Raw genomic sequence first — 23,759 nt, forward strand, 5'->3', positions numbered from 1 at the left:
TATCTAGGACTGCGACAGGCGGAATCCTAGAGGGAGCTGGCCGGCAATCAGCTCGGCCGCCAGCTGCCTCCCGTCGCATCCCGCGTCGCGCATCGCCGCCAGCGTCGGCGCTAAATCGCGCTTGGCGAGGCGCCGGCCATCGCCATGGGTAACAAGCGGGTGGTGGAGATAGGCCGGTTCGGGCAAGCCGAGCAGCGTCTGGAGCAATCGCTGGATGGGGGTCGAGGGGCGCAAATCCTCAGCGCGTACGACCAAGGTGACGCCCGAAGCGGCATCGTCGACAACGCAGGCGAGATGGTAGGAGGATGGCGCGTCCTTGCGCGCTAGGATAACGTCGCCGATGTACTCGGGGCGTGCTTCGAAGCGGGTGCCGCCTTCCTCTGTCCAACCGGGCAGACCGGCAACGGCAACTGCCTTCGCCGCGTCGAGCCGCCAGCTGTGCGAAGTCGAGGCGCGGCGGGTAGGATTGTCGGGCAGCCGGCGGCAGGTGCCGGGATAGGCGCTTGCGGCGTCACCGTGTGGCGCAGTCAACGACGCGGCGATGTCGGCTCGGGTGCAGAAGCAGGGATAGACCAAGCCGAGCGCCCGTAACCGGTCGAACGCCTTGCCATAGACGGCGACCCGGTCCGACTGGACCAGCGGCTCCCCATCGACTGCGAGGCCAAGCCAATCGATATCCTCGAAGATGCCTTCGACATATTCGGGACGGTAGCGGCCGGGATCGAGATCCTCGATCCTCAGCCGAAAGCGATGACCGTTCGCGCGGCTCAGGACCGCCGAATAGGCGTGGCCCAGGTGCAGGCGTCCGGAGGGCGATGGGGCGAAGCGTGTGACGGTCAGGACTCACTCCGGGACAAGGCGGCTCTTGACGACGATTCGCCAATTGTGGTGTCATGGCATCGTCACTCCGGCTTGGCATCCGGGTGGTCACAAGGGAAGACGGGCCGGATGCCCTCTCCATCTTGCGTGCGACAGGGCCTGGAGACGGTGTTCGGAACCGAGCGAACACTGGAGGCTTGCGTCAACGCATGTATCACCCCGACATTCTTCGCCACCCCGATGGTTGCCCCGCGCTGGTCCTCAACGCCGATTATACGCCTTTGAGCTATTATCCCCTGTCGCTTTGGCCATGGCAAACCGCGATCAAGGCGATGTTCCTAGAACGGGTCGATGTGGTCGCCCATTATGATCGAGAGGTGCATAGCCCGAGCCACACGATGAAGCTGCCGTCGGTGATCGCCTTGAGGCAGTTCGTGCGGCCGAGCGAGCATCCCGCTTTCACCAGATTCAATCTGTTCCTGCGCGACCGCTTTCGCTGCGTCTACTGCGGCAGCCACAGGGAATTGACCTTCGATCATGTTTTGCCGCGCGCTCAAGGCGGGCGGACCAGCTGGGAAAATGTCGCCACTGCCTGCGCGCCGTGCAATCTGAAGAAGGGCGGGCGCACCCCGCGGCAGGCGCATATGCATATCGAGCGCGAGCCGATCCGGCCGACCAGCTGGCAATTGCAGGATCATGGCAAAAGCTTCCCGCCCAACTATCTACACCAAAGCTGGCGCGACTATCTTTATTGGGACGTCGAGCTGGAAGCGTAACGTTCTAACCGCTCGTTAACCATTTTTGGCTTAGCTGTTCAACGATGACCGAGATCCTTTCTTCCGCCCCGCGCCCGCCCGAGCGCTCGCGCCTGCTGATCGTCGAACCTAATCGTAGCGCCTTGGCCGTCATGGCCCGGCGGCTCGGCGAGGCGGGCTATCGCATCGTGGCGTGCGACAACCCCGCCAATGCGATCGCCGAAATGCGCCGCGCGCCGATCGAGCTGGTCGTCGCCGAGCTGCGGATGAAACCCGTCAGCGGGGTCCAGCTGACCCGCCTGATCCGCGACGACACGGTGCTGCGCGACACGCCGATCATTCTCATCACCGGCAGGTCGGACAGTGCCGGCGCGGTCGACGGGTTTGGCGCGGGCGCCGAAGATGTGGTCGCCAAGCCATTCCATTTCGAAGTGCTCGAGGCGCGCATCGCCCGGCGGCTGGCGCGGGCCAGGTCGATCAAGGAATTGCGTCACGACAATGCGGCGCTCGACGCGCGGGTCGTCACCCGGGCGATCGAGCTGGGTGAAACCCGCGCTGAACTGGTGCGCGTGGAGGCTGAACGGCTTCGGCTTGAGCGGCTGGTCGGTCGCAGCTAGCGCCGGGCCAGATAATCCTCGATCAGCGGCGCGAGATCGGGGCGATCGAGCGCGATCGCCAGATTGGCAAGCACGAAGCCCGCCTTGTCGCCGCAATCGTGACGGACCGCTTGGACCGTCAACGCGTGGAAAGGCTGGAGGCCGATCAGTTCCGCCATGGCGTCGGTCAGCTGAATCTCGCCGCCGGCGCCGGGCTCCGCTCGTCCGATGATGTCCATCACTTCGGGCTGGAGGATGTAGCGGCCGACCACGCCGAGGCGCGACGGTGCGTCCTCGGGCGCGGGCTTTTCGACCAGACCGAGGACTTCGGTCGCCCGGCCCTTGATCTCTCCCGGCGTGATGATGCCGTAGTTGCGGGTGCGATTCGCCGGCACCTCCTCGGCGCAGACGATGTTGCCGCCCAGATCGGCATAAGCGTCGACCATCTGCTTGAGGGCGCCCGGTTGCCCGATCATCAGATCGTCGGGCAGCAGCACCGCAAACGGCTCGTCGCCGACGATGTGCCGCGCGCACCAGACGGCGTGTCCGAGGCCGAGCGGCCGCTGCTGGCGAACCGACACGATCTCGCCATAGTCGGCGCGCGAACAGTCTAGCTTGTCGAGGCTCTTGCCGGCGCTCTGCATCGCCACCTCCAGCTCGAACCCCAGGTCGAAATAATCGACCAGCGAGCTTTTGCCGCGGCCGGTGACGAAGATGATTTGCTCGATGCCCGCCTCGCGCGCCTCGTCTACCGCATATTGGATCAGCGGCCGGTCGACGATGGTCAGCATTTCCTTGGGCATGGTCTTGGTCGCGGGCAGCAGGCGCGTGCCGAGCCCGGCGACTGGGAAAACGGCCTTGCGGACCGGCTTCACCGTTTAGGTCCCTCGGCGTTGGCGGGACCGGTTGTGCTGGTCGTCGGCTTGTCTGCATCGGCGGGAGGGAGCGCGGCGGTGCCGTCGGGCGGCGGCAGGTCGAAGCGGTCGGCCTTGCGCGGCGATCCCCGCTTGCCGAGCTCGTCGACCCGGCCGGGCCGGGCGTAGGTCGGCGGGGTCAGCAGCTCGTCGGCAGTCAGCGCACGGGCGGCCAACGCCGGCTTTTGCGGCAGCGACTTGCCCGCCGGAGGCCGCAGGTCGGCGACATTGCCGCAGGCGGCGAGCGCCAGTCCGGCCGAAGCGATGATCCACCGGCGTGTCATTGTCCCTCCCGCGCAGCCATCGCGGCGCGCGCCGCGGCGATCGCCTGTCCTACCCGCTCGGGAGCCGTCCCGCCAGCCGAGCGGCGCGCGGCGACCGACGCTTCCACCGACAGACGCGGTAGGACGCGCGCGTCGATGCGGTCGTCAACGGTCCGAAGCTCATCGAGGCTCAGTTGGTCGAGCGCCTTGCCCGCGTCTTCAGCGGCGGCCACTGCGTGGCCGGCGATATGATGCGCCTCGCGAAACGGAACGCCTGCATCGGCGACCAGCCAGTCGGCGAGGTCGGTCGCCGTGGCATGCCCCGCGGCTGCGGCGGCGCGCATCCGTTCCGGCACGAATTCGAGGTCGGCGATCATACCGGCCATTGCCGCCAGGCTTAAGCCAAGCAGGTCATGCGCGTCGAACAGCGGCGGCTTGTCGTCCTGAAGATCCTTGGCATAAGCCAGTGGCAACCCTTTAAGCAGCACCAGCAACGCGACGTGATCGCCGATGATCCGCGCCGAATGGCCACGAACCAGCTCAGCCGCGTCGGGGTTGCGCTTGTTGGGCATGATCGACGAACCGGTCGACCAGGCGTCGGGCAGGCGAACGAAGCCAAATGGCTGCGATGCCCACAGGACGATCTCCTCGGCCAGCCGCGACAGATGAACCGAGGTCAGCGCGGCGGCATGGAGATAGTCGACGACGAAATCGCGGTCGCTGACCGCGTCGATACTGTTCGCGGTCGGCCGGTCGAAACCCAGCGCCCGAGCCGTCGCCTCGCGATCGATGTCGAACCCGGTTCCGGCGAGCGCGGCACTGCCAAGGGGTGATTCGTTCATTCGGGCGCGGGCCTCGGAAAAGCGGCTGCGATCTCTCGTGAGCATTTCGCGATAGGCCATCAGATGATGACCGAGCGTCACCGGCTGTCCCGATTGTAGGTGGGTGAAGCCCGGCATGACGGTCGCGGCATGTTCCTCGGCGCGGTCGATCAGCACGGCTTCGAGCGCGCCAATCCCGGCGATCGCCTCGTCGATGGCGCGGCGCACAAACAGCTTGAAGTCGGTCGCCACTTGGTCATTGCGGCTGCGCGCCGTGTGCAGCCGCCCGGCAGGCTCGCCGATCAGCGCCGCCAGGCGGTGCTCGACATGCATGTGGATATCTTCGAGCGACGGGTCCTCAGCAAGGTTACCCGCCCCGATTTCCAGTCCGACTTCGGCCAGCCCCTCGTCGATCGCCCGCGCATCGGCTTCGCTCAAAATGCCTTGCCTGCCGAGCATCGCGGCGTGCGCGCGGCTGGCGGCGATATCCTCGCGCCACAATCGCTTGTCGATCGCTATCGAGGCATTTATCTCGCGCATCACCGCGGCCGGGCCATCTTGAAATCGCCCGCCCCACATTTGATTGGAATTGTCCGTGCGGCTGATCGCCTTGCTCCTCGTCGCCCTCATCGCCGCTGCCTGCGATAGGCAAAAGGCGGAAGCGCCTCAAGCACCCGCGGGGGAACTCGACAGCGGCAAAGGTCTGGACCGCAGCCACAAAGGGCAGCCGACGCCGACGGTCGTGTTCAAGGATCCGGACGGCGCGGATTTTGACCTGACTAAGTTCAAAGGCACGCCGGTGTTGGTCAATCTGTGGGCGAGTTGGTGCGCGCCCTGCGTCAAGGAACTGCCGACGCTGCAGCGGCTGGAGGCGGCGCAGGCCAAGGACGGAGGGCTGGGCGTGATTGCGGTAAGCCAGGACGCCGCACCACAGGGCTCGGTCGAGGCCTTCCTCGGCGAGCGCGACATTGGCCGCTTCGCCGCCTATCACGATGCGGACATGAAGCTGACCGACGCGCTCGTCATTCAGGTCATGCCGACGACATTGCTGTATGACTCCCAAGGGAGGGAGGTATGGCGCTTCGTGGGGGATCAGGACTGGACGAGCGAAGAAGCGAAGACGCTGCTCGCGGAGGTGCGCTAGGCGAACGTTTTCTTACGAAAAGCAGCGAACAATCGTCCGTCGATCACGGCAAGCCCGAGGGCAATGAAGCCCAGCCCCATGAACTGCGCCCCGGTCAACCGCTCACCGAGCAGCAGGCCGCCAAGCAGGATGGCGGTCGGCGGGACGAGTAATGTCACCAAAAGCGCATTAGTCGCCCCCGCTGACTCGATCAGCTTGAAATAGAGAATATAGGCGAAGGCGGTGCAGACCAGTGCCAATGCCGCAATCGCTCCCCACGCTTCGATCGGCGGGAATGGCCGAAGCCACGGCTGATCGACGATCAACGCGATGGGCGACATGACAGCCGCGCCGGCGAGAAGCTGACCGGCGGCGACCTTGATCGGGGTCACGCCCAGCCGCTTGAAGCGTCGTGCCCAGACTCCGGCAACGGCATAGCAGAAGGCAGCAGCGAGGCAGGCAAGTTGAGGGACAAGTCCTCCGCCGTTCGACAATAGGCCTGGCCCGATCATCGTCGCTACACCGGCAAAGCCGATCACCACACCCAGCACCTTGGCCGGGGTGATTCGCTCGTCACGGGTCGCCAGATGCGCGACGATCACGCCCCAGATCGGGGTGGTGGCGTTGAGGATCGAGGCAAGGCCGCTGGCGATATGCCGCTGTCCCCATCCAAACAGGACGAACGGGATCATGTTGTTGAGCAATGCAAGGACCAGGATCGCGCCCCAAACCTCGCGAGGGAGGTTCAGGCGATCGCCACGGTAGCGCAGCAACAGCCACAGTGCCGCCGCGGCGATCGTCAGGCGCAGCCAAACATAAGTCAGCGGGTCGACATGGGTCACCGCAACCTTGATGAAGAAGAAGGCGGCGCCCCAGATCAGCGCAAGCGCAAGCAGGATTCCCCATTCGCCGCGGTTCATGACATTGTGGATCATCGATGTTGAATGACGGGCTGCGAGCGCTTCAGCTTCCCCCATCTTGCTGTCAAAGATTCGGTCGCTCGGGGTGGCCATGCAAAACTCCTGCTCGGCGATGGAAGATAGGGGCCTGGGCCTCCGCGTCCCAATGAAAGCAGGCTTCAAGGCGACAAGGTCAGCTTATGATCGAACTGACTAATCGCGCAGCAACTCGTTGATGCTTGTCTTGCTTCGCGTGCGCTCGTCGACTTGCTTGACGATTACCGCACAGGCCAACCCTGGAGCGCCGTCCTTGCCTGGCATGGCGCCCGGCACGACCACCGAGTAAGCGGGAACGCGGCCATAGATCACCTCACCGGTGGCTCGGTCGACAATCTTGGTCGAGGCGCCAAGGAACACGCCCATCGACAGTACCGCGCCTTGCTCGACGATTATCCCCTCGGCGACTTCGGAGCGCGCGCCGATGAAGCAATCATCTTCGATGATCACCGGCCCGGCCTGAAGCGGCTCGAGCACGCCGCCGATCCCCGCGCCGCCGGATATGTGGACGTTCCGGCCAATTTGAGCGCAGCTGCCGACTGTGGCCCAAGTGTCGACCATCGTCCCCTCACCGACATGGGCGCCCAGGTTGACGAAGCTCGGCATCAGCACCGCGCCGGGTGCAACATAAGCGCCGCGTCGGACAATCGCGCCGGGCACCGCGCGGAACCCGGCTGCGGCGAATTGCTGCGGTCCCCAGCCGAGGAATTTGGACGGCACCTTGTCCCACCATGGCGCTCCGCCGGGGCCGCCACCGATCGCCTCCATCGCGTTCAGGCGGAAACTCAGCAGCACCGCTTTCTTGAGCCATTGATTGACGTGCCACTGGCCGGCGACCTTTTCGGCCACCCGCGCCTCGCCCGAATCGAGCAGCGAGATCGCCGCCTCGACCGCCTCGCGCAGCGCGCCGCCGGTCGACGTCGCAACGTCGTCGCGCTCCTCCCACGCGGCCTCGATGATCGATTGAAGGGTCATTCTGTCTCTCCAAGCATCTCGTCGAGCCACTCGCCGACATCGAAAATCGTCAAATCCATGAAATCGGGGTGATGGCCGTGATTGCCACGTTCGGAGCCGTTGTCGACCCAGATGGTGGTCATCCCGAGCATTTTCGCGGGCTTCAAATTCTGCGCCATGTCCTCGATCATCGCGGCGCGCGCCGGATCGATCCGGTGGCGGTCAAGCAGCAGGCGATAGCCATGGATATCCGGCTTGGGGCGAAGCTCGGCGGCGTGGATGTCGTGGATATGGTCGAACTGGTCGCCGATGCCGATCGCGGCGAGCACGCGCGCCGCATAGGGCGCATCGCCGTTGGTGAATATCAGCTTGCGGCCGGGCAGGCGGGCGATCCCGCGGGCCAGCCGCTCGTCGGGCGCGATTCGATCGAGCGATATCGAATGGACGTCGTCCAGGAAGTGGTGCGGATCGACGTCATGATGCTTCATCAACCCGGCCAGCGTCGTGCCATGTTCGTGGAAATGGGATTTCTGAATGCGCTTGGCCTCGGCCGGAGCGCAATCGAGCAGCCGCTGGATGTAGGCACCCATCCGCTCGTCGATCAGCGCGAACAGGCCGGTCGAAGCCGGATAGAGGCAATTGTCGAGGTCGAAAATCCAGGTTTCGACGCGGGCGAGGGCGACATTCATCCCGCACGGCCTTAGGCAGGGTTGAGGTCTTCAGCAAAATGAAAGCTTTATGGCGTCATAGTGCGTACGGGAAAGCCGTTGAATTCCAGCGACTTGGCGGGACGAGACCATGAACAAGCTTCTAATGTCGAGCAGCGGATGCGCGCTGATGCTGGCGCTGTCGGCGTGCGGCGGTGGCGGCGGTGGCGGTGGAGCGGCGCCGACGCCTCCTCCCCCCTCGACGCCTACGCCCACACCCACGCCTCCTCCCCCCTCGACGCCTACGCCCACACCCACGCCTACTCCCACCCCTACGCCTAGCAGCTTTAACACGGCTGAATATCAGCGCTCGAACGGCGCCATCAGCTCGGGCGCCGTCACCGCGTGGCAGAGCGGCGCGACCGGCGCCGGGGTCAAGCTGGCGGTGGTCGACAGCGGCATCAACCCGGCGCTGCCCGAATTCGCCGGCCGGATCGACCCTGCCAGCGGCGATGTTGCTGGATCTCGCGGGCTCGGCGATGACGATGGCCACGGCACGGCTGTTACCGCCACCGCGGTCGCGGCGCGCAACGACGCCCAGAACGTTGGCGTGGCGTTCGATGCCACGATTCTCTCGTTCCGCGCCGATTCGCCGGGGAGCTGCGCAGATACGGTTAAGGAAGGCTGCGAATTCTTCGACGGCGCGATTTCCCAAGGCGTCGATGCCGCGCGCATCGCCGGCGCCAAAGTCATCAACCTGTCGCTCGGCGGGTCCGCTCCGGGAAGCCAACTGTTGCTTGCGATGCAGCGCGCGGTCAACGCTGGGATCATCCTGGTCATTTCGGCCGGCAACGACGGCGAGGATGCAGCCAAGAGCGGGAATGCCGATCCCTTCGCCCTGGTCCCGGCGCAACAATTTCCGGGCCAAGTGATCATCGCCGGGTCGGTCGGCGTTCCGATCGACCCGGCAAACCCGTCCGCTGGAACGGATATCAACCAGCTCTCGATATTTTCCAACAAGGCGGGACAGGGGCAGAACTGGTATCTGACTGCTCTCGGCTATCGCGTGCGGACGATCGACCACACCGGCGTCGGTTACCTTTATTCGGGGACTAGTTTTTCAGCACCGATTATCTCAGGTGCGGTCGCGCTGGTCGCGCAGGCTTTTCCCAATCTCACCGCGGCGCAGATCGTCGATCTGCTGTTTCGCACTGCCGACGACCTTGGTGCGCCGGGCGACGATGCGGTGTTCGGCCAAGGCCGGCTCAACATTACGCGCGCCTTCCAGCCCGTGGGCACCACCAGCCTAGCCGGGACCGCGGTGGCGGTGACCGACGCAAGCGTTTCGAGCGGACTGCCCGAAGCGGCCGGCGACGGCGGCACCCAGGGCGGCCTCGGCGCGATCATCCTCGATGGCTATAGTCGGGCCTTTGCGATCGACCTCGCCCGCGGCCTTCACCAAGCACAAGCCCGCAAACCGCTCGAACGCGCGCTCGGCGGCCATGTCCGCGCTTCATCGGTCGAGGCCGGCCCGCTGTCGATTGCGCTGACCGTCGCCCAGCGGCCCGGCACGCCAGGCGTGTTCGACGTCGCCCGCTTCGGCATCGGACCCGAAGACGCGCGCCGCTCCCGGCTTGTCGCCGGGTCGGCGATCGCCCGTCTCGATGTCAAGACCAAGGCTGCGTTCGGTTTCTCGACCGGGGCCAAAGCGATTGAACGGCAATTGACCGGGGCCCAGCCCGGCGCCTTCCTCATCGCGCGCGACATCAGCGGCGATCCGGGTTTCCAGGCGCGGCACGGCTCAAGCGTGGCGCTGCGCCGCGACCTCGGATTTGCCGGGCTGACCGTCGCCACCGAGCAAGGGAGCGTGTGGCGCGATATCAGGACCAACGCGGCCGACGATCCCTATCGCTGGACCGGCCTGACGCTCGATCGCCAGTTCGGACAGCGGACATGGATTTCGGCCGGAATCAGTCGCCTCCAGGAAAAGCGCACTCTGCTGGGCGGCAGATTGGGCGAAGTGTTCGGCGACTCGGGGTCGAGTAGCCTGTTCCTCGATCTCGAAGCCAAGCGCGAGCTTGGTGCGGGGTGGTCGGCGACGCTCGCCGGCCGGCGCGGCTGGACCAGTTTTTCGGGCGGCAGCTTCCGCAGCGGCGCCTATGCCTTCGACCTGGCCAAGCTTGGCGTGCTCGGCGTTAGCGACCGCTTCGGCCTGCGTCTATCGCAGCCGCTGCGGATCGCGCAGGGCGGCATCGCGACCCTGCTGCCGACCTCCTATGATTATGCGACGACAAGCGAGACGAATACATTGTCGCGGCTGAGTTTCACGCCGTCGGGGCGCGAAATCGATGCCGAGGCGAGCTATTCGGCGCTGCTCGGTCGCGGCTGGATCGGCGGCAACCTGTTTATGCGGCGTCAGCCGGGGCACATTGCCGACGCCAATGCCGACATCGGCGCGGCGATCCGCTACAACCTGGACTTCTAGAAACTGATCGACTGATGAGAAAGCACTGAGGGCTTCCGGCTAGACGGTGAAGCTCTCACCGCAGCCGCAGGCGCCCTTGGCGTTGGGGTTTTCGAACGTGAAGCCCGCCGCGAAATCATCCTCGCGCCAGTCCATCACGCTGCCGATCAGGTAAAGGATCGATCCACCGTCGACGTAAAAGGTGCCGCCCGGGGTTTGGATTTTCTCATCGAGGCCGACTTCCTCGGTGACATAGTCGACCGAGTAGGCAAGCCCTGAGCAGCCGCGGCGCGGGGTCGATAGCTTTACGCCGATTGCATCGGCCGGAGCGCGCGCCATCAGGTCGGCGATGCGCTGCTCGGCGGCCGGGGTGAGGGTGATCGCCGCCGGGCGAGCGCGAGGTGCGGTGCGGGTAGGCGCGTTCATAGCATCCCCAATTCCAGGCGCGCTTCGTCGCTCATCTTGCTGGGATCCCAGGGCGGATCCCACACCAGCTTGACCTCGGCGTCGCGGATTCCGGGGACCGACAGCACGCGCATCTCGACCTCGCCCGGCATCGATTCGGCGACCGGGCAGTTGGGCGTGGTCAAAGTCATGGTGACGATCGCGTCGCCGTCCTCGTCCACCGCCACGTCGTAGATCAAGCCGAGCTCATAGATATCGACCGGAATTTCGGGATCGTAGATCGATTTGAGCGCCTCAATCACGGCTTCTTGTAGTTCGCCCCCGGGCGCGGTTGGATCGAGCGGCGGCTTCTCCTCGGCTAGGAAGCCGGCGAGATAGTCGCGCTTGCGCTCGAAGTCGGGCGTGACGCGCGCGCGCGGCGGCGTGTCGACCGCTTCGACTTCCTCAACTTCGATCTTCTTTTCCTCGCCCATCGTCATCCGAAAATCCGTTTCACCTTATCGAGGCCGCGCACCAGTGCCTCAATGTCCGAGCTGTCGCTGTGCGCCGCGAAGCTGGCCCGCGCGGTCGCTACAACGCCGAGGCGCTCCATCAAAGGCTGCGCGCAATGATGGCCGGCGCGCACGGCGACGCTTTCGTCATCCAATATGGTGCCGATGTCGTGCGGATGCACCCCGTCGAGCGCGAAACTGACGATACCGGCGCTGTCCTCCGGGCCGAACAAAGTTATTCCGTCGATCTCGCGCAGCGCGTCACGGCACTCGGTGACCAGTGAGCTTTCGTGGGCGTGAAGCGCATCGAGGCCTATTGCTTGCGTCCAATCGATGGCCGCGTGAAGGCCGATCGCGCCGACAATGTGCGGCGTGCCCGCTTCGAACCGCGCGGGCGCGGGAAGGTAGGTTGTCTTCTCGAAGGTCACGCGGTCGATCATCGCCCCGCCGCCCTGCCACGGCGGCATCGCGTCGAGCAGCCCGGCCCGGCCCCATAGAGCGCCGATGCCGGTCGGGCCGTAGAGCTTGTGGCCGGAGAACGCGTAATAGTCGCAGTTGATGCTGCCGACGTCGACCGGCAGCCGCGGCACGGCCTGGCAGCCGTCGAGCAGCAGCTTCGCGCCAACACCGTGGGCGATCTCAGCCGCGCGTTTCGCGTCGAGGATCGATCCGAGCACGTTCGACACATGCGCGAAGGCGACGATGGCATGATCTTCGCTCGCCATGCGCTCGGCGGCGTCGAGGTCGATCTGGCCGTAGTGAGTGAGCGGAACAACGTCGATCTCGTAGCCGGCGATCTGCCACGGAACGATGTTCGAATGGTGCTCGAGCGCCGACAGCAGGACACGGCTGCGGCCGCCTTTCGGATGGCGCTGCGCGACGAGGTTGATCGCCTCGGTCGCCCCTCGCGTGAAGACGATTTCACTCTCCGCCCCTCCAATCAGCGCGGCGGTCGCGGCGCGGGCGGCTTCAAAGCTTTGCGTCATGCTCGCCGAGCGTTCGTACACGCCGCGATGCACCGTGGCATAATCGCGGCCATAGGCATTGGCGATGGCGTCGATCACCGCCTGCGGCTTCTGCGCGGTGGCCGCGGAGTCGAGATAATGCCAGCCGGCGATGGCGGGGAATTGGTCGCGCACGGCCAGCGCCGATTTAATGGGCGTCGCAATGTTCATGCGATGGCCCTCAATGCGGCGCGCGCCAACTCGGCAATTTCCTCACCGCCGTCCGCATCGTCCCACAATCCGCCAACGAAACCTTCGAGCAGCAACGCCCGGGCGCTCGCCGGGTCGAGACCGCGCGCGGCGGCATAGAAGAGTTGCTCGCGATCCAATTCGCCGACCGTCGCGCCGTGCGCGCATTTGACATCGTCGGCGTAAATTTCGAGCTCGGGCTTGGCGTTGGCGGTCGCCCCGCGATCGAGCAGCATCGCCTTGATCGATTGGATGCTGTCGGTCTGCTGCGCGCCGCGCGCCACTGCAACTTTGCCTAGGTAGGAGCCGGTCGCCTTGCCACCGAGCACGCTGCGCACGGTTTGCGAGGAGGTTGCCGATGGTTCGAGGTGGCGGACGATAGTGACGATTTCGAGCGTCGAACTGCCGCCGCCGATGTTGGCGGCGTGGAACGAAAAGTCGGCGCCTAGGTGGAGCGAAACATCGAGTTCGATGCGGCCATAACGCGCCGCGGTGTTTAGCGCGAAAATGCTTGCCGACGCCCCCGCTCGAAGCGTCATTTCGACGCGGCGGATTTGAACCTCTTCATCGCCCGGCATCCAGACTTGCTGCACCTTTTGCTGCGCAGCAATGTCGATACGCTCGGGCGTGGCGAGGTCACGCCAAACCTCGCCAAGCGCGACGATATCGGCGTATCGATACGCTTCCAGCTTGCGGGTCGGGAGTGCGGTCATGCCCCTCTCCCCTTGCGGCAGAGGGAGGGGCCCGCGCCGCAGGCGTGGGAGGGTGAGGGCCGTGCAGCCCCCTCACCCCGCTCGGCTTCGCCGAGTCGCCCTCTCCCGCGAGGGGCGAGGGGTTGGATCAAGCGCCTCACGCCGCCGCCTCCACATATCCCTCACGCTCGAGCTCATGCGCCAGTTCGGGCCCGCCGCTCCGCGTAATCTTGCCGCGGTCAAGGACGTGCACGCGGTCAGGCGTCACATAATCGAGCAGGCGCTGGTAATGGGTGATCAACAGCACCGACTTGTCGGGCGCGCGCATGATCGAGTTGATCCCCGCGCCGACCGCTTTCAATGCGTCGATGTCGAGCCCGCTGTCGGTCTCGTCGAGGATTGCAAGGCGCGGCGCCATGATGCCCATCTGGACCATCTCGGCGCGCTTCTTCTCGCCGCCCGAAAAACCGACGTTGACCGGGCGCTTGAGCATTTCAGCGTCCATCCCCATCGTCGCCGCCTGGGCCTTGGCGAGGCGGATGAACTCGGCGCCGCTGAGGTCGGCTTCACCACGAGAGCGCCGCTGCGAATTCAAGCTCTCGCGCAGGAACTGCAAATAGGACACGCCGGGGATTTCGACCGGGTACTGGAAGCCGAGGAACATCCCCGCGGCGGCGCGCTCGTGCGGTTCCATCGCGAGCAGGTCGCCGCCGTCATAGGTCACCGAACCTTCGGTCACCCCATACCCCGGCCGCCCGCCAAGCACATAGGCGAGCGTCGACTTCCCCGCCCCGTTCGGCCCCATGATCGCATGGATTTCGCCGGTCGGAACGGTCAGCGTCAGCCCGTTGAGGATCGCCTTGCCGGCGACGGTCGCGTGAAGGTTTTCAATTCGAAGCATTGGTTTGGCGCTCATTCTTACCGAACCGTCGGCTTGAAAGCAGCGCCCACGGCAGCATTGTAATGGGCGCGAGCAGCAGACCGATGATGACAAGCCACAACACCAATCCAACGAGCCATAGCGGTCCATCGTCGGGCATTGGCGGTGGATCAGGGAGTGAGAGCAAAGGTTTCCCGTTGAACCCCATGGTAAACCACCAAAAGGCCGGCGCGGCAATCATCCAGATGCCGCAGCTAATTTTATACCAATTGGGTAGTTTCATCCAACGCTCCCCTCTAGGCTAATCCCCAGCAGCTTCTGCGCCTCGACCGCGAATTCCATTGGCAGCTGTTTTAACACCTCGCGGGCGAAGCCGTTGACGATCAGGGCCACCGCGCTTTCGGGGTCGAGGCCGCGCATCTGGGCGTAGAAGAGTTGGTCGTCGCTGATCTTGCTGGTGGTCGCCTCATGCTCGATCTGCGCGGTCGGGTTCTTGACTTCGATATAGGGCACGGTGTGCGCGCCGCTTTCGCTGCCAAGCAGCAATGAATCGCATTGGGTAAAATTGCGGACGTTTTCGGCCCCCGCGAGAACCTTCACCAGCCCGCGATACGTGTTGTTCGAACGGCCCGCACTGATCCCCTTCGAGACGATCGTCGAGCGGGTGTTGGCGCCGATGTGGACCATCTTGGTCCCGGTGTCGGCCTGCTGGCGGTTGTTGGTCAGCGCGACCGAATAGAATTCGCCGACGCTGCCCTCGCCCTTCAAAATACACGACGGATATTTCCAGGTGATGGCGCTGCCGGTTTCGACCTGAGTCCAGCTGACCTTTGACCGCGCGCCGGAGCACAAAGCGCGCTTGGTGACAAAGTTGAAGATGCCGCCCTTGCCTTCGGCGTCGCCCGGGTACCAGTTCTGGACGGTCGAATATTTGACCTCGGCATCCTCGTGCGCGAAAATCTCGACCACCGCGGCGTGGAGCTGGTTTTCGTCGCGCATCGGCGCGGTGCAGCCTTCGAGATAGCTGACGTAGCTGCCCTTTTCGGCGACGATCAACGTGCGTTCGAATTGTCCCGTATTTTCGGCGTTGATCCGGAAATAGGTCGACAACTCCATCGGGCAGCGCACGCCCTCGGGCACCAGCACGAAGGTGCCGTCGCTGAACACCGCGGCGTTCAAACAAGCGAAGACATTGTCGCGCTGCGGGACGACCGAGCCGAGGTATTTTTTGATCAGCTCCGGATACTGCTGAATCGCCTCGGAAATGCTCAGGAAGATCACCCCTGCGCGCAACAATTCCTCGCGGAAGGTGGTCGCGACCGACACGCTGTCGAACACCGCGTCGACCGCCACTTTCCGCGCGCCCTCGACCCCGGCGAGCACCTTCTGCTCCTCGATCGGGATGCCGAGTTTCTCGTAGACCCGCAGGATTTCGGGATCGACCTCGTCGAGGCTGCCGAGCTTGGGCTTGGCCTTGGGCGCGGCGTAATAATAGCTATCCTGATAATCGATTGCCGGAATGTCGAGCTTGGCCCAGTCGACCTCTTCCATCGTCAGCCACGCGCGATACGCCTTCAAGCGCCACTCGAGCATCCACTCGGGCTCATTCTTCTTGGCCGAGATGAAGCGGACGGTGTCTTCGCTCAATCCTTTGGGCGCGAACTCCTGCTCGATGTCCGAGCTGAAGCCCCACTCATAGTCCTTGGCGATGGCCTCCTTGAACTGGGCATTTGGCGCCTGGGCGTTGGTGACGACTTGCTCGTTCATGACGCCAGCTCCTGCAAGCTGACTGCGCCGAGCGCCCCGCGCACTTTTTCGCCGACGACCCCCATGTGCGGCTTGAGCCGGCAATGGGCATCGAGCGCGCAGTCGGACGGTTCGTCGGAGCCGCTGCACTGGGTCATGGCGATCGGTCCTTCGACCGCTTCGACGATGTCGGCCAGGCTGATGTCGCTCACAGGGCGGGCGAGCGCGTAGCCGCCCCCGGATCCGCGCGTCCCGACCAGCAGCCCCGCAGCGGCGAGGCGCTGCATCAGTTTTTGCGCGGTGGGGAGAGGAACGCCGGTCTCGTCGCTGAGCTCGGTTGCCGACAGGCGCGAGGCTGCTTCGCGGCGCGCGGCCGCGGTCATCATCACGACCGCATAGTCGGCAAGGTGGGTGAGTCGCATCGAATAGGAGCTTTCCAGTCCTATTTAGGCGCTTGGCGGGAAAACCGCAACCGTCTAGGCGCGATCCATGGCGCTCTATCCGCTCCTCCGCCCGCTGATGTTCGCGTTCGATTCGGAAGCTGCGCATTGGCTGACAATTCGGGCCTTGTCGGTCATGCCGCGATCGTCCCTGCCGGAATTCCCGCCCGAACTGGCGAGCGAGGTCGCGGGCCTCCGCTTCCCCTCTCCGGTCGGGCTGGCAGCCGGGTTCGACAAGGATGCCGAGGTGCCCGACGCGATGCTTGGGCTGGGGTTTGGGTTCGTCGAAGTGGGGACGCTGACCCCGCGCCCACAGACCGGCAATCCCAAGCCGCGGCTGTTCCGGTTGGCGCTGGACCGCGCGGTGATCAACCGCTTGGGGTTCAACAATGGCGGGCAGGCGGCGGTGTTGGAGAGACTAGGTAAGCGGGAGCGGCGGGGACTCGTCGGCGTCAACATCGGCGCGAACAAGGATAGCGCTGACCGCATCGCCGACTATGCCGCGGGGCTGAGGACGATGAGCCCCGTCGCCGATTATCTCACAATCAACATATCCTCGCCTAATACCCCGGGTCTGCGCGACCTTCAGGCGAGCGGCGAGCTCAACGAATTGCTGGCGGCGGTGCGCGAGGCGCGGAGCGGGGCGATCCCCATCTTCCTCAAGGTCGCGCCCGATCTCGAGGCAGGGGATCATCAGCGCATCGTCCGGGCGGCGATAGATCATGACATCGACGCGCTGATCGTCGCCAACACGACCGTGTCGCGGCCCTTACTCCTATCGCACCATACAGAGGAAGCCGGCGGCCTGTCGGGACGACCGATGAAGACGTTGGCGCTCGAGCAATTGCGCGCATTCCGCGCCGAAACGGGCGGCGAACTGCCGCTTATCGCCGTCGGCGGGATCGAGAGCTCCGACGACGCGTGGGCGCGGATCGTCGCCGGGGCGAACCTAATCCAGCTCTACTCGGCCTTGGTCTACGAAGGGCCTGGCCTCGCCAAGCGGATAGGGAAGGGGCTTGCGCAGCGTCTGCGCGACAGCGGGTTCGCGAGCCTGTCCCAAGCAGTCGGGTCGGCCGCCTAGCGCGCGAACAGCACCACTCCCTCGCGGCGGGGATCGAACCCGCCATCGATCCGGCCATCGCGGATCAGAACGGCGTGAACCCCCGAATCCTCGCCTTGGCCGGGCTTGAGGTCGATGCCCCGCGCCTTCAATCCGGCGAGAACCTCGGGTGGGAATTTGGAGACCTCGCCTTGGAGGTTCGCCCCACGCGCGACGAGGTTGGGGAGCGCCAGCGCCTGTTGCATCGACAGTCCCCAGTCGATTGCCGCGACCAGCGATTTTCCGACGAACGCTAAGATCGACATCCCGCCCGCCGAGCCGATCGCGCCCGCGAACTGGCCGTCGCGAGTGAGCAGGATCAGCGGGGTCATTGACGAGCGCGGCCGCTTGCCCGGCGCGACGGCGTTGGCGATCGGGCGGCCTTGGTCGTCGACCGGGCTGAACGAGAAATCGGTGAGCTGATTGTTGAGGAAGAAGCCGTCGACCATTCGCCCGGTGCCGAAGATCGATTCGACCGTGGTCGTCATCGACACGACATTGCCGGCGGCGTCGCGGACGATGAAGTGGGAGGTGCCCGTGGGTTCGCGCGTGCGGTCCGGCGTCAGCATGCGGGCGCCGCGCGGAGTGCCCGCCGGTGGGGGGGCCGGCGAGGCGCTGCTGCCGATCTGCCGCGCCCGCTGATCAAGGTAAGCGGGGTCGAGCAGCCCGTCAACGGGCACGTCGACGAACGCCGAGTCGCCGACATACTGGTCGCGGTCGGCGTACATCAGGCGGCTCGCCTCGGCGAATAGGTACCAAGCCTGCGGGTCGCTCGGGCCGCGACCGGCGATGTCGGTCCGCTCGAGCAAGCCGAGCAATTCGAGCTCTCCGACCCCGCTTGCGGGGGGCGGCGCCCCACACACGAGGTAGATGCGATGCGGGCGGCACAGCGCCTGGCGCTTGACCGGGCGGTACGCAGCGAGATCCGCAATCGTCATCGATCCCGCGAGCGGCGCGTTATGGGTTCTCGCGACGATTTTTGCGGCGGTGCTCCCTGCGTAGAGCGCGGCCGACCCTTGCGCGGCGAGGCGGCGGAGGAACCCGGCATAGGGCGCGTTCCGAAGCCGGTCGCCCGCCTTCATGCGGCTACCGTCGGGGTTGCGGAAATAGGCGACCACATCAGGCGCGTGGTTCTCGGCATAGTTGCCGGCGATAAGGCGGCCGAGGCGGGGGCTGACGATGAAGCCGTCCGACGCAGTCCGTTCGGCGCTGCCGAACAGGGACGCCCAGGCGAGCTTGCCATGCTCGCGCTGCGCCTCGGCGAGCAGCGCGACCGCGCCGGGCACGCCCGTTGCGCGCCCACTCAACACCGCGGTGTCGAACGGCAGGGGCTTGCCGGCGGCATCGACGAACATCGACGGGCTAGCTTGGCCGGGGGCCGTCTCGCGCCCGTCATAGATGCTGACCGCGCGGCTCTTGGCATCGTAATAGGTCATGAACGCGCCGCCGCCGATGCCCGAGCTCTGCGGTTCGACCAGCGACAGCATCGCCTGAATCGCGACCGCCGCATCGGCCGCGCTGCCACCCCGCTCGAGTACCTCGATCCCGGCCTGCCCGGCGAGCGGATTGGCGGCGATGACGAAGGCACGCTTGTCTTCGGCGGTGGCCGGAGGCGCGAACGCTGTCGGGACACCGGCCGTCGAGACAGGCGCGGTCGGCACAGGGGCACAGGCGGCCAGCGGCACGGCGAGCAGCGGGATGAGACTGGAAAAGATACGCATAAGGCGTCGATAAGCCACTTGGCCGAAACCTGTCCATCGCGCATAGGAACCGACGCGCCCACCAAGAGGCGCTTGGGCGAGAGGGAAGACGAGCCGTGGAGCGGACGACGCTCGAACATTTCCCCAACCTCGTGACCATGTTTCTGACGCGGGCGCGTGAACGAGCCTCGGAGCCGTTCCTGTGGACGCGGCGCGACGGCCAGTGGCAGGCAACCAGCTATGGCGACGCCGCCCGCCAGGTCGCGGCGCTCGCCGACAGCCTCAAGAGGATCGGGCTCAAACCCGGCGACCGGGTCATGCTGGTCAGCGAGAATCGCCCCGAATGGTTGATCGCCGACCTCGGCATCATGGCCGCGGGCTGCGTCACGGTGCCGACCTACACCACCAACATGACGCGCGATCATCAGCATATCCTCGCCAATTCGGGCGCGGCGGCGGTGATCGTATCGACCCAGAAACTGGCCAAGGCGTTGATCCCGGCGGTGCTGTTCGCCTCCAACTGCCGGCATATCATTTCGATAGATCAGATCATCACCGGCCAATCGCCAGACATCGCGCAATTACATCTTTGGTCCGATCTGGTCGCGGGCGAGGCGGATATCGGCGCGCTCGAGCAGCGCATGGCCGGGGTCGGCCGAAGCGACCTTGCCTGCCTGATCTACACCAGCGGCACCGGCGGCGCGCCGCGCGGGGTCCGGCAGCACCATGGCATGATCCTCCACAATGTCGAAGGCTGCATCGACGTCATCGCCAACGACTTCGGCTGGGACGAAGAAGTGTTTTTGTCGTTCCTGCCCGCCTCTCACGCGTACGAACATAGCGGCGGCCAGCATTTCCCGATCGCGCTTGGGGCACAGATTTATTACGCGGAAAGCCTCGAAAAGCTCGCCGCCAACATCGAAGAAGTGCGGCCGACGATCATGGTCGTAGTGCCCCGCCTGTTCGAAATGCTGCGCGCCAAGATCCTGAAGCAAATTGGAAAGGACGGCGGCCTTCCGCAATATCTGATGAGCCGGGCCATCTCGATCGAGACCAAGCGGGTCGACGGTCGGTCGCGGCCGTGGGATCTGCCGATGGACGGCCTTCTCTCGCTGACCTTGCGCAAGAAGGTGCGGGGCAGGTTTGGCGGGCGGATGAAGGCGATGGTGTCGGGCGGCGCCCCCTTGAATCCTGATGTCGGCCTGTTCTTCCAGGCGATGGGAATGCCGATGCTGCAGGGCTATGGCCAGACCGAGGCCGGGCCGGTGATCAGCTGCAACCGGCCGAGCGCCGGCATCCGCATGGACACGGTGGGCCCGCCGCTCAAGAACACCGAAGTGCGCATCGCCGCCGACGGTGAGATCATGGTCCGCGGCGAGCAGGTGATGCACGGCTATTGGGACAATGACCAAGAGTCGGCCCGAGTACTCACCGATGGTTGGCTAGCGACCGGGGACGTTGGGCATCTCGACGAGAACAACCGGATCGTCATCACCGATCGCAAGAAGGATCTGATCGTTAACGACAAGGGCGACAATGTGTCGCCGCAGCGCGTCGAAGGCATGCTCACGCTGCAGCCCGAAATCCTTCAGGCGATGGTCCATGGCGACCGTCAGCCGCATCTTGTCGCCCTGCTGGTGCCCGATCCCGAGTTAGTGTCGGCGCACCAAAACGACCCGGCCGGGCTGGCGAAGGCGTTGTCGAAGGCGGTCGACCGGGTCAATGCGGAGGTCAGCGTGATCGAAAAGGTTCGGCGCTTCATCGTCGCAGACGAAGCATTCACGGTCGAGAACGAGCAGCTAACTCCGTCGATGAAGATTCGCCGTCACGTCATCGGCAAGGCTTATGGCGAGCGGCTCGACGCCCTGTTCAGGCGCTAAAAGCTACGATGGCTTAGTGAACGGGATGAACGGCCCGAACACGCAGCTGCCGCCACCCATGCCGGTGCGCAGGTCGACCACATGGCTGATGTCGCCTTCGCAGCTTTCGTTGCTGCCGAAATGGTGAGTCACCAACGTGTAGTTGCCGAAGCCGATTCCGGGGCAACCGCCACGCGGGTGCTGGACATAGACGGTGCGACCATCGCGGTAGAGGATCGTGTTGTCGTCGACGATTTCCATCTGATTGGTGCGATAGCTCGGCAGGCAGCGGACAGGCGCCCGCTGCGACCGGCCGGTGAGTGCCTCGGCCAGCTCGCGCTCGGCCTTGAGGCTACGCGCCTCCTGGATCGGTGCGGTCGAGCAGGACGCCATCAAGACAGCGGCGCCAGCCACGAACATAGTGAGTGCGGGGGAGGCTCGAACGGTCATGGCACGCTCCTGTTGTATCCTATGATCCCAATACACCCTTAGCCTGAACCGGGGCTTAGCGGAAATGATCCTTGGCGAGGCGGAGTTTCGCGAATTCGTCGACGTCGCGGGCACGGAGGAACGGATTGGTGGCGCGCTCCGCGGCGACATCGGTCGGAACGGTCGGCCGCCCAGCAGCTCGCGCCTCCTCGACAACGGTCAGCCGCTCGGCAATCGCCAGGTCGTCGGGGAAAGCTTGAGCCGCGAAGCGCGCGTTCGACAGCGTATATTCGTGCGCGCAATAAAGCGCCGTTTCCTCCGGCAGCGCGGCGAGGCGGCGCAGAGACTTGTGCATTTGCTCGGGCGTCCCTTCGAACAACCGGCCGCAGCCCATCGCGAACATCGTGTCGCCGACGAACGCGACTCCGTCGCCCGCGAACCAGTAGGCGATATGGCCAAGGGTATGGCCGGGAACCGCGATCACCTCGGCCTCCTGCGCTCCCAGGCTGACTCGGTCGCTATCGCCGAGCGGATGGTCGAGGCCAGGAATGCGGTCGGCCTCCCCGGCCGGGCCGTAGACGATCGCACCGGTCGCGGCCTTGACGGCCAGGTTGCCGCCGGTGTGATCGGGGTGCCAATGGGTGTTGAGGATGGTCGTGATACGCCAGCCGCGCGCCTCTGCAGCAGCCAGCACCGGCGCGGCGTCGCCGGGATCGACGACGGCCGTCTCGCCGCTGGCCGGATCGTAGACCAGCCACAGATAATTGTCGGAGAATGCCGGGACGGCAACGATTTCCATGGCTCGATTCCTAGGCCGGTCGGCCGAGGAGGGCCAGTGCATCCTCGGCGAGCTTGCGGGTGAGGTCGGCCGCCGGCAGCGCCTGCCCGAGAGGCGCCGATTGCCCGGCGAGGCTCGGCATGAAGCCAAAGTCGCGCTGCTGCTGCGCGGCGCGCCACAAGGGCATGGCGGCGGCGCCGGCGAGGGGATAGGACGGCGCCTCGCTTCGCACTGCACCGAGCTCGTCGACCAGGCGCCCGCGGACCGCCCGGGCAAGACCGCCGCTGTAGAGGTTGGTGAAGAGCGTCGGGCGCTCCTTGAGCATGTGCCGCTGCTCGGGCGCGAGAAGGGATTCGGGGCAGTGCAGATAGGCCGTGCCGATCTGCGCCGCGCTGGCGCCGAGCAGGAAAGCGGCAGCAATGCCGCGACCATCGCCGATGCCGCCGGCGGCGATCACCGGGACCGCAACCGCGTCGACGACCTGCGGCAGAAGCGCGAACAGCGTCATCGCTTCGGCCGGGTCGGCACCGAGGAAGCGGCCGCTGTGCCCGCCCGCTTCGATACCTTGGGCGATCACCGCGTCGACGCCGGCTCGTTCGAGCCAGAGCGCTTCCTCGACGCTCGTCGCGCTGGCGACGACGACGGTGCCGGCGGCCTTGACGCGATCGAGCAGAGCCTGTTCCGGCAGGCCAAAGTGAAAGCTAACCAACGCCGGTCGAACCTCTTCGACGACCGCGCAAGCCGCCTCGCCGAACGGCATGCGCGCTGGTCCGGGCGCGGCGGACTCTATACTGAATTGCTCGTAATAAGGCTTGAGCAAGGCGCGCCACGCCGAATCGTCGACCGCCGGCGGCGGCCGATGGCAGAAGAAGTTGAGGTTGATCGGGCCTTGGGCGCGCTCGCGCACGGCGCCCACCTGCGCTCGCAGTTCGTCGGGCGCGACCATTCCGCCGGGAAGCGAACCGACCGCGCCGCCGCGCAGCGCCGCGACGCACAGTTCAACCCCGCCGCCATTGGCCATCGGCGCCTGAACGATCGGCTGCTCTGACCCGACCAGGTCGAGAAAACACCGGTCCGGCCAGCCGCTCATGCCTATGGCTCGTTCCTATCCTGGCCTTCACCGTCGCCGTCGGGCCGCGCCGCGACCTGATTGGTGACGGTGAGCGGCACTCCGGCGACAGCGAGCGCGCGGCGCGCGGCCCGGCCCGCGGCGCCGTTGGGGTCGGCGGCCGCGGATTTGGTCCAATAAGCGCGGGCCCGGGCGTCCTCCCCCGCGGCCTGGGCGATATGGCCGGCCTCGAACATCACTTCGGGCGAATCCGGGGCCAGCCGCATCGCCCGGGCGATGGCGATCTTGGCGGTCGGGATATCATCCTCGCGCACCGCCAGCGCAGCCCAGAAGAACCATAGATAGGGGTCTTCGGCGATAAGCGTGGCCGCTTCGCCGACCTTGGCCCGGGCGATCTTCAAATTGCCCTGCGCCTCGGCCGCGCGGGCGCGGTCGAGCAGGGCGAGGCCGCGCTGCTCGGCCTGCAGGCCCTTGCCCGCCAGCGCCTTGTCGAGCGCGACTGCCGCCTTGGCCGGCTGACCCGCGGCAATCCACATGTTGCCGGCGGCAGCGAGCGCGCGGTCGCGCGCGGCATCGATCGCCGGGGTAAGCTCGGCGGCGCTTTCGAATGCTGCCGCGGATTGGGCGAAGCGGCCGGCCTTATTGGCCTCGACCGCGCGGCATGAC

The 23,759-nt window shown here is 65.7% G+C and carries 26 protein-coding genes; 6 read left to right on the forward strand and 20 right to left on the reverse strand.

The annotated features are described in order from the left end of the window. Positions 1 to 3: 3 nt before the first annotated feature. Positions 4 to 840 (reverse strand): tRNA glutamyl-Q(34) synthetase GluQRS, encoded by an 837-nt coding sequence (gene gluQRS, locus H0W65_RS03900; RefSeq protein WP_294004158.1) that lies wholly within the window; start codon positions 838 to 840, stop codon positions 4 to 6. Positions 841 to 1,028: 188 nt separating this feature from the next. Between gluQRS and H0W65_RS03905 the strand changes: the two genes are divergently transcribed. Both H0W65_RS03905 and H0W65_RS03910 read left to right on the forward strand, forming a co-directional pair. Then, entirely contained in the window at positions 1,029 to 1,595 is a 567-nt protein-coding gene (locus H0W65_RS03905) for an HNH endonuclease (protein WP_294004093.1), read from the forward strand. Between the two features lie 44 nt (positions 1,596 to 1,639). Next, positions 1,640 to 2,191, forward strand: coding sequence for a PleD family two-component system response regulator (locus H0W65_RS03910; protein ID WP_294004096.1), 552 nt, complete (start codon positions 1,640 to 1,642; stop codon positions 2,189 to 2,191). Here the strand turns inward: H0W65_RS03910 and H0W65_RS03915 are convergent. Genes H0W65_RS03915 through argH form a run of 3 tightly spaced genes read right to left on the reverse strand, consistent with a single transcriptional unit; the run spans position 2,188 to position 4,747 of the window. Beyond that, positions 2,188 to 3,045 carry a UTP--glucose-1-phosphate uridylyltransferase gene (locus tag H0W65_RS03915; protein WP_294004099.1) on the reverse strand — a complete coding sequence of 286 codons (858 nt, stop codon included), beginning with the start codon at positions 3,043 to 3,045 and terminating at the stop codon, positions 2,188 to 2,190. The two genes, H0W65_RS03910 and H0W65_RS03915, sit on opposite strands and share 4 nt — an antisense overlap. Continuing rightward, positions 3,042 to 3,368 carry a hypothetical protein gene (locus H0W65_RS03920; RefSeq protein ID WP_367120118.1) on the reverse strand — a complete coding sequence of 109 codons (327 nt, stop codon included), beginning with the start codon at positions 3,366 to 3,368 and terminating at the stop codon, positions 3,042 to 3,044. Before H0W65_RS03920 ends, H0W65_RS03915 begins: the two co-directional genes overlap by 4 nt. Further along, positions 3,365 to 4,747: an argininosuccinate lyase gene (argH, locus tag H0W65_RS03925; protein ID WP_294004160.1), complete on the reverse strand. Its 1,383-nt coding sequence runs from the start codon at positions 4,745 to 4,747 to the stop codon at positions 3,365 to 3,367. The genes H0W65_RS03920 and argH overlap by 4 nt, the downstream gene beginning before the upstream one ends. Positions 4,748 to 4,763: 16 nt before the next feature. Between argH and H0W65_RS03930 the strand changes: the two genes are divergently transcribed. After that, positions 4,764 to 5,312: a TlpA disulfide reductase family protein gene (locus H0W65_RS03930; protein WP_294004102.1), complete on the forward strand. Its 549-nt coding sequence runs from the start codon at positions 4,764 to 4,766 to the stop codon at positions 5,310 to 5,312. Here the strand turns inward: H0W65_RS03930 and H0W65_RS03935 are convergent. From H0W65_RS03935 to H0W65_RS03945, 3 genes are all read right to left on the reverse strand, one after another. Then, positions 5,309 to 6,304 carry a DMT family transporter gene (locus H0W65_RS03935; protein ID WP_294004105.1) on the reverse strand — a complete coding sequence of 332 codons (996 nt, stop codon included), beginning with the start codon at positions 6,302 to 6,304 and terminating at the stop codon, positions 5,309 to 5,311. The genes H0W65_RS03930 and H0W65_RS03935 overlap by 4 nt on opposite strands. A 99-nt stretch (positions 6,305 to 6,403) precedes the next feature. Continuing rightward, entirely contained in the window at positions 6,404 to 7,222 is an 819-nt protein-coding gene (gene dapD / locus H0W65_RS03940) for a 2,3,4,5-tetrahydropyridine-2,6-dicarboxylate N-succinyltransferase (protein ID WP_294004108.1), read from the reverse strand. Continuing rightward, entirely contained in the window at positions 7,219 to 7,890 is a 672-nt protein-coding gene (locus tag H0W65_RS03945) for a pyrimidine 5'-nucleotidase (RefSeq protein WP_294004110.1), read from the reverse strand. The genes dapD and H0W65_RS03945 overlap by 4 nt, the downstream gene beginning before the upstream one ends. A 109-nt stretch (positions 7,891 to 7,999) precedes the next feature. Here H0W65_RS03945 and H0W65_RS03950 point away from each other — a divergent pair, with 109 nt between their 5' ends. Then, positions 8,000 to 10,333, forward strand: a complete 2,334-nt coding sequence (locus H0W65_RS03950) for a S8 family peptidase (protein WP_294004113.1) — start codon at positions 8,000 to 8,002, stop codon at positions 10,331 to 10,333. 39 nt (positions 10,334 to 10,372) lie between these two features. Here the strand turns inward: H0W65_RS03950 and H0W65_RS03955 are convergent, their stop codons facing one another. From H0W65_RS03955 to H0W65_RS03990, 8 genes are all read right to left on the reverse strand, one after another. After that, positions 10,373 to 10,738 carry an iron-sulfur cluster assembly accessory protein gene (locus H0W65_RS03955; protein ID WP_294004116.1) on the reverse strand — a complete coding sequence of 122 codons (366 nt, stop codon included), beginning with the start codon at positions 10,736 to 10,738 and terminating at the stop codon, positions 10,373 to 10,375. After that, entirely contained in the window at positions 10,735 to 11,190 is a 456-nt protein-coding gene (locus H0W65_RS03960; RefSeq protein ID WP_294004163.1) for an SUF system Fe-S cluster assembly protein, read from the reverse strand. The genes H0W65_RS03955 and H0W65_RS03960 overlap by 4 nt, the downstream gene beginning before the upstream one ends. Positions 11,191 to 11,192: 2 nt before the next feature. Beyond that, the gene (locus H0W65_RS03965) at positions 11,193 to 12,383 is read right to left on the reverse strand and encodes a cysteine desulfurase (protein ID WP_294004119.1); all 1,191 of its coding nucleotides are present in this window, start codon (positions 12,381 to 12,383) and stop codon (positions 11,193 to 11,195) included. Continuing rightward, a complete protein-coding gene (locus tag H0W65_RS03970) occupies positions 12,380 to 13,114 on the reverse strand; it encodes a SufD family Fe-S cluster assembly protein (RefSeq protein ID WP_294004122.1) in 735 nt (244 codons plus the stop codon). The genes H0W65_RS03965 and H0W65_RS03970 overlap by 4 nt, the downstream gene beginning before the upstream one ends. Positions 13,115 to 13,250: 136 nt before the next feature. Then, positions 13,251 to 13,994 carry a Fe-S cluster assembly ATPase SufC gene (sufC, locus tag H0W65_RS03975; RefSeq protein WP_294004125.1) on the reverse strand — a complete coding sequence of 248 codons (744 nt, stop codon included), beginning with the start codon at positions 13,992 to 13,994 and terminating at the stop codon, positions 13,251 to 13,253. After that, on the reverse strand, positions 13,981 to 14,256 hold the full coding sequence (locus H0W65_RS03980; RefSeq protein WP_294004128.1) for a hypothetical protein: 276 nt from the start codon (positions 14,254 to 14,256) through the stop codon (positions 13,981 to 13,983). Before H0W65_RS03980 ends, sufC begins: the two co-directional genes overlap by 14 nt. Next, positions 14,253 to 15,740 carry a Fe-S cluster assembly protein SufB gene (gene sufB / locus H0W65_RS03985; RefSeq protein ID WP_294004131.1) on the reverse strand — a complete coding sequence of 496 codons (1,488 nt, stop codon included), beginning with the start codon at positions 15,738 to 15,740 and terminating at the stop codon, positions 14,253 to 14,255. The genes H0W65_RS03980 and sufB overlap by 4 nt, the downstream gene beginning before the upstream one ends. Continuing rightward, positions 15,737 to 16,141: an SUF system Fe-S cluster assembly regulator gene (locus H0W65_RS03990; protein WP_294004134.1), complete on the reverse strand. Its 405-nt coding sequence runs from the start codon at positions 16,139 to 16,141 to the stop codon at positions 15,737 to 15,739. The genes sufB and H0W65_RS03990 overlap by 4 nt, the downstream gene beginning before the upstream one ends. 67 nt (positions 16,142 to 16,208) lie before the next feature. Between H0W65_RS03990 and H0W65_RS03995 the strand changes: the two genes are divergently transcribed. Next, the gene (locus H0W65_RS03995; RefSeq protein ID WP_294004137.1) at positions 16,209 to 17,240 is read left to right on the forward strand and encodes a quinone-dependent dihydroorotate dehydrogenase; all 1,032 of its coding nucleotides are present in this window, start codon (positions 16,209 to 16,211) and stop codon (positions 17,238 to 17,240) included. Here the strand turns inward: H0W65_RS03995 and H0W65_RS04000 are convergent. After that, positions 17,237 to 18,979, reverse strand: coding sequence for a gamma-glutamyltransferase family protein (locus tag H0W65_RS04000; protein ID WP_294004140.1), 1,743 nt, complete (start codon positions 18,977 to 18,979; stop codon positions 17,237 to 17,239). The genes H0W65_RS03995 and H0W65_RS04000 overlap by 4 nt on opposite strands. 137 nt (positions 18,980 to 19,116) lie before the next feature. Between H0W65_RS04000 and H0W65_RS04005 the strand changes: the two genes are divergently transcribed. Continuing rightward, on the forward strand, positions 19,117 to 20,838 hold the full coding sequence (locus H0W65_RS04005) for a long-chain fatty acid--CoA ligase (RefSeq protein WP_294004166.1): 1,722 nt from the start codon (positions 19,117 to 19,119) through the stop codon (positions 20,836 to 20,838). Between the two features lie 3 nt (positions 20,839 to 20,841). Here H0W65_RS04005 and H0W65_RS04010 read toward each other — a convergent pair whose 3' ends face one another. The 4 genes from H0W65_RS04010 to H0W65_RS04025 form a co-directional block, all read right to left on the reverse strand. Beyond that, positions 20,842 to 21,267 (reverse strand): hypothetical protein, encoded by a 426-nt coding sequence (locus H0W65_RS04010; protein WP_294004143.1) that lies wholly within the window; start codon positions 21,265 to 21,267, stop codon positions 20,842 to 20,844. Between the two features lie 55 nt (positions 21,268 to 21,322). Continuing rightward, a complete protein-coding gene (gene gloB / locus H0W65_RS04015; RefSeq protein ID WP_294004146.1) occupies positions 21,323 to 22,045 on the reverse strand; it encodes a hydroxyacylglutathione hydrolase in 723 nt (240 codons plus the stop codon). A gap of 10 nt (positions 22,046 to 22,055) precedes the next feature. After that, positions 22,056 to 23,114 carry a nitronate monooxygenase gene (locus H0W65_RS04020; protein ID WP_294004149.1) on the reverse strand — a complete coding sequence of 353 codons (1,059 nt, stop codon included), beginning with the start codon at positions 23,112 to 23,114 and terminating at the stop codon, positions 22,056 to 22,058. Between the two features lie 2 nt (positions 23,115 to 23,116). Continuing rightward, positions 23,117 to 23,759 (reverse strand): hypothetical protein (locus H0W65_RS04025; protein WP_294004152.1); only part of this gene is annotated, 643 nt, incomplete at its 5' end.

It is taken from the genome of Sphingomonas sp., from assembly GCF_013816785.1.
Taxonomy (GTDB): domain Bacteria; phylum Pseudomonadota; class Alphaproteobacteria; order Sphingomonadales; family Sphingomonadaceae; genus Sphingomicrobium.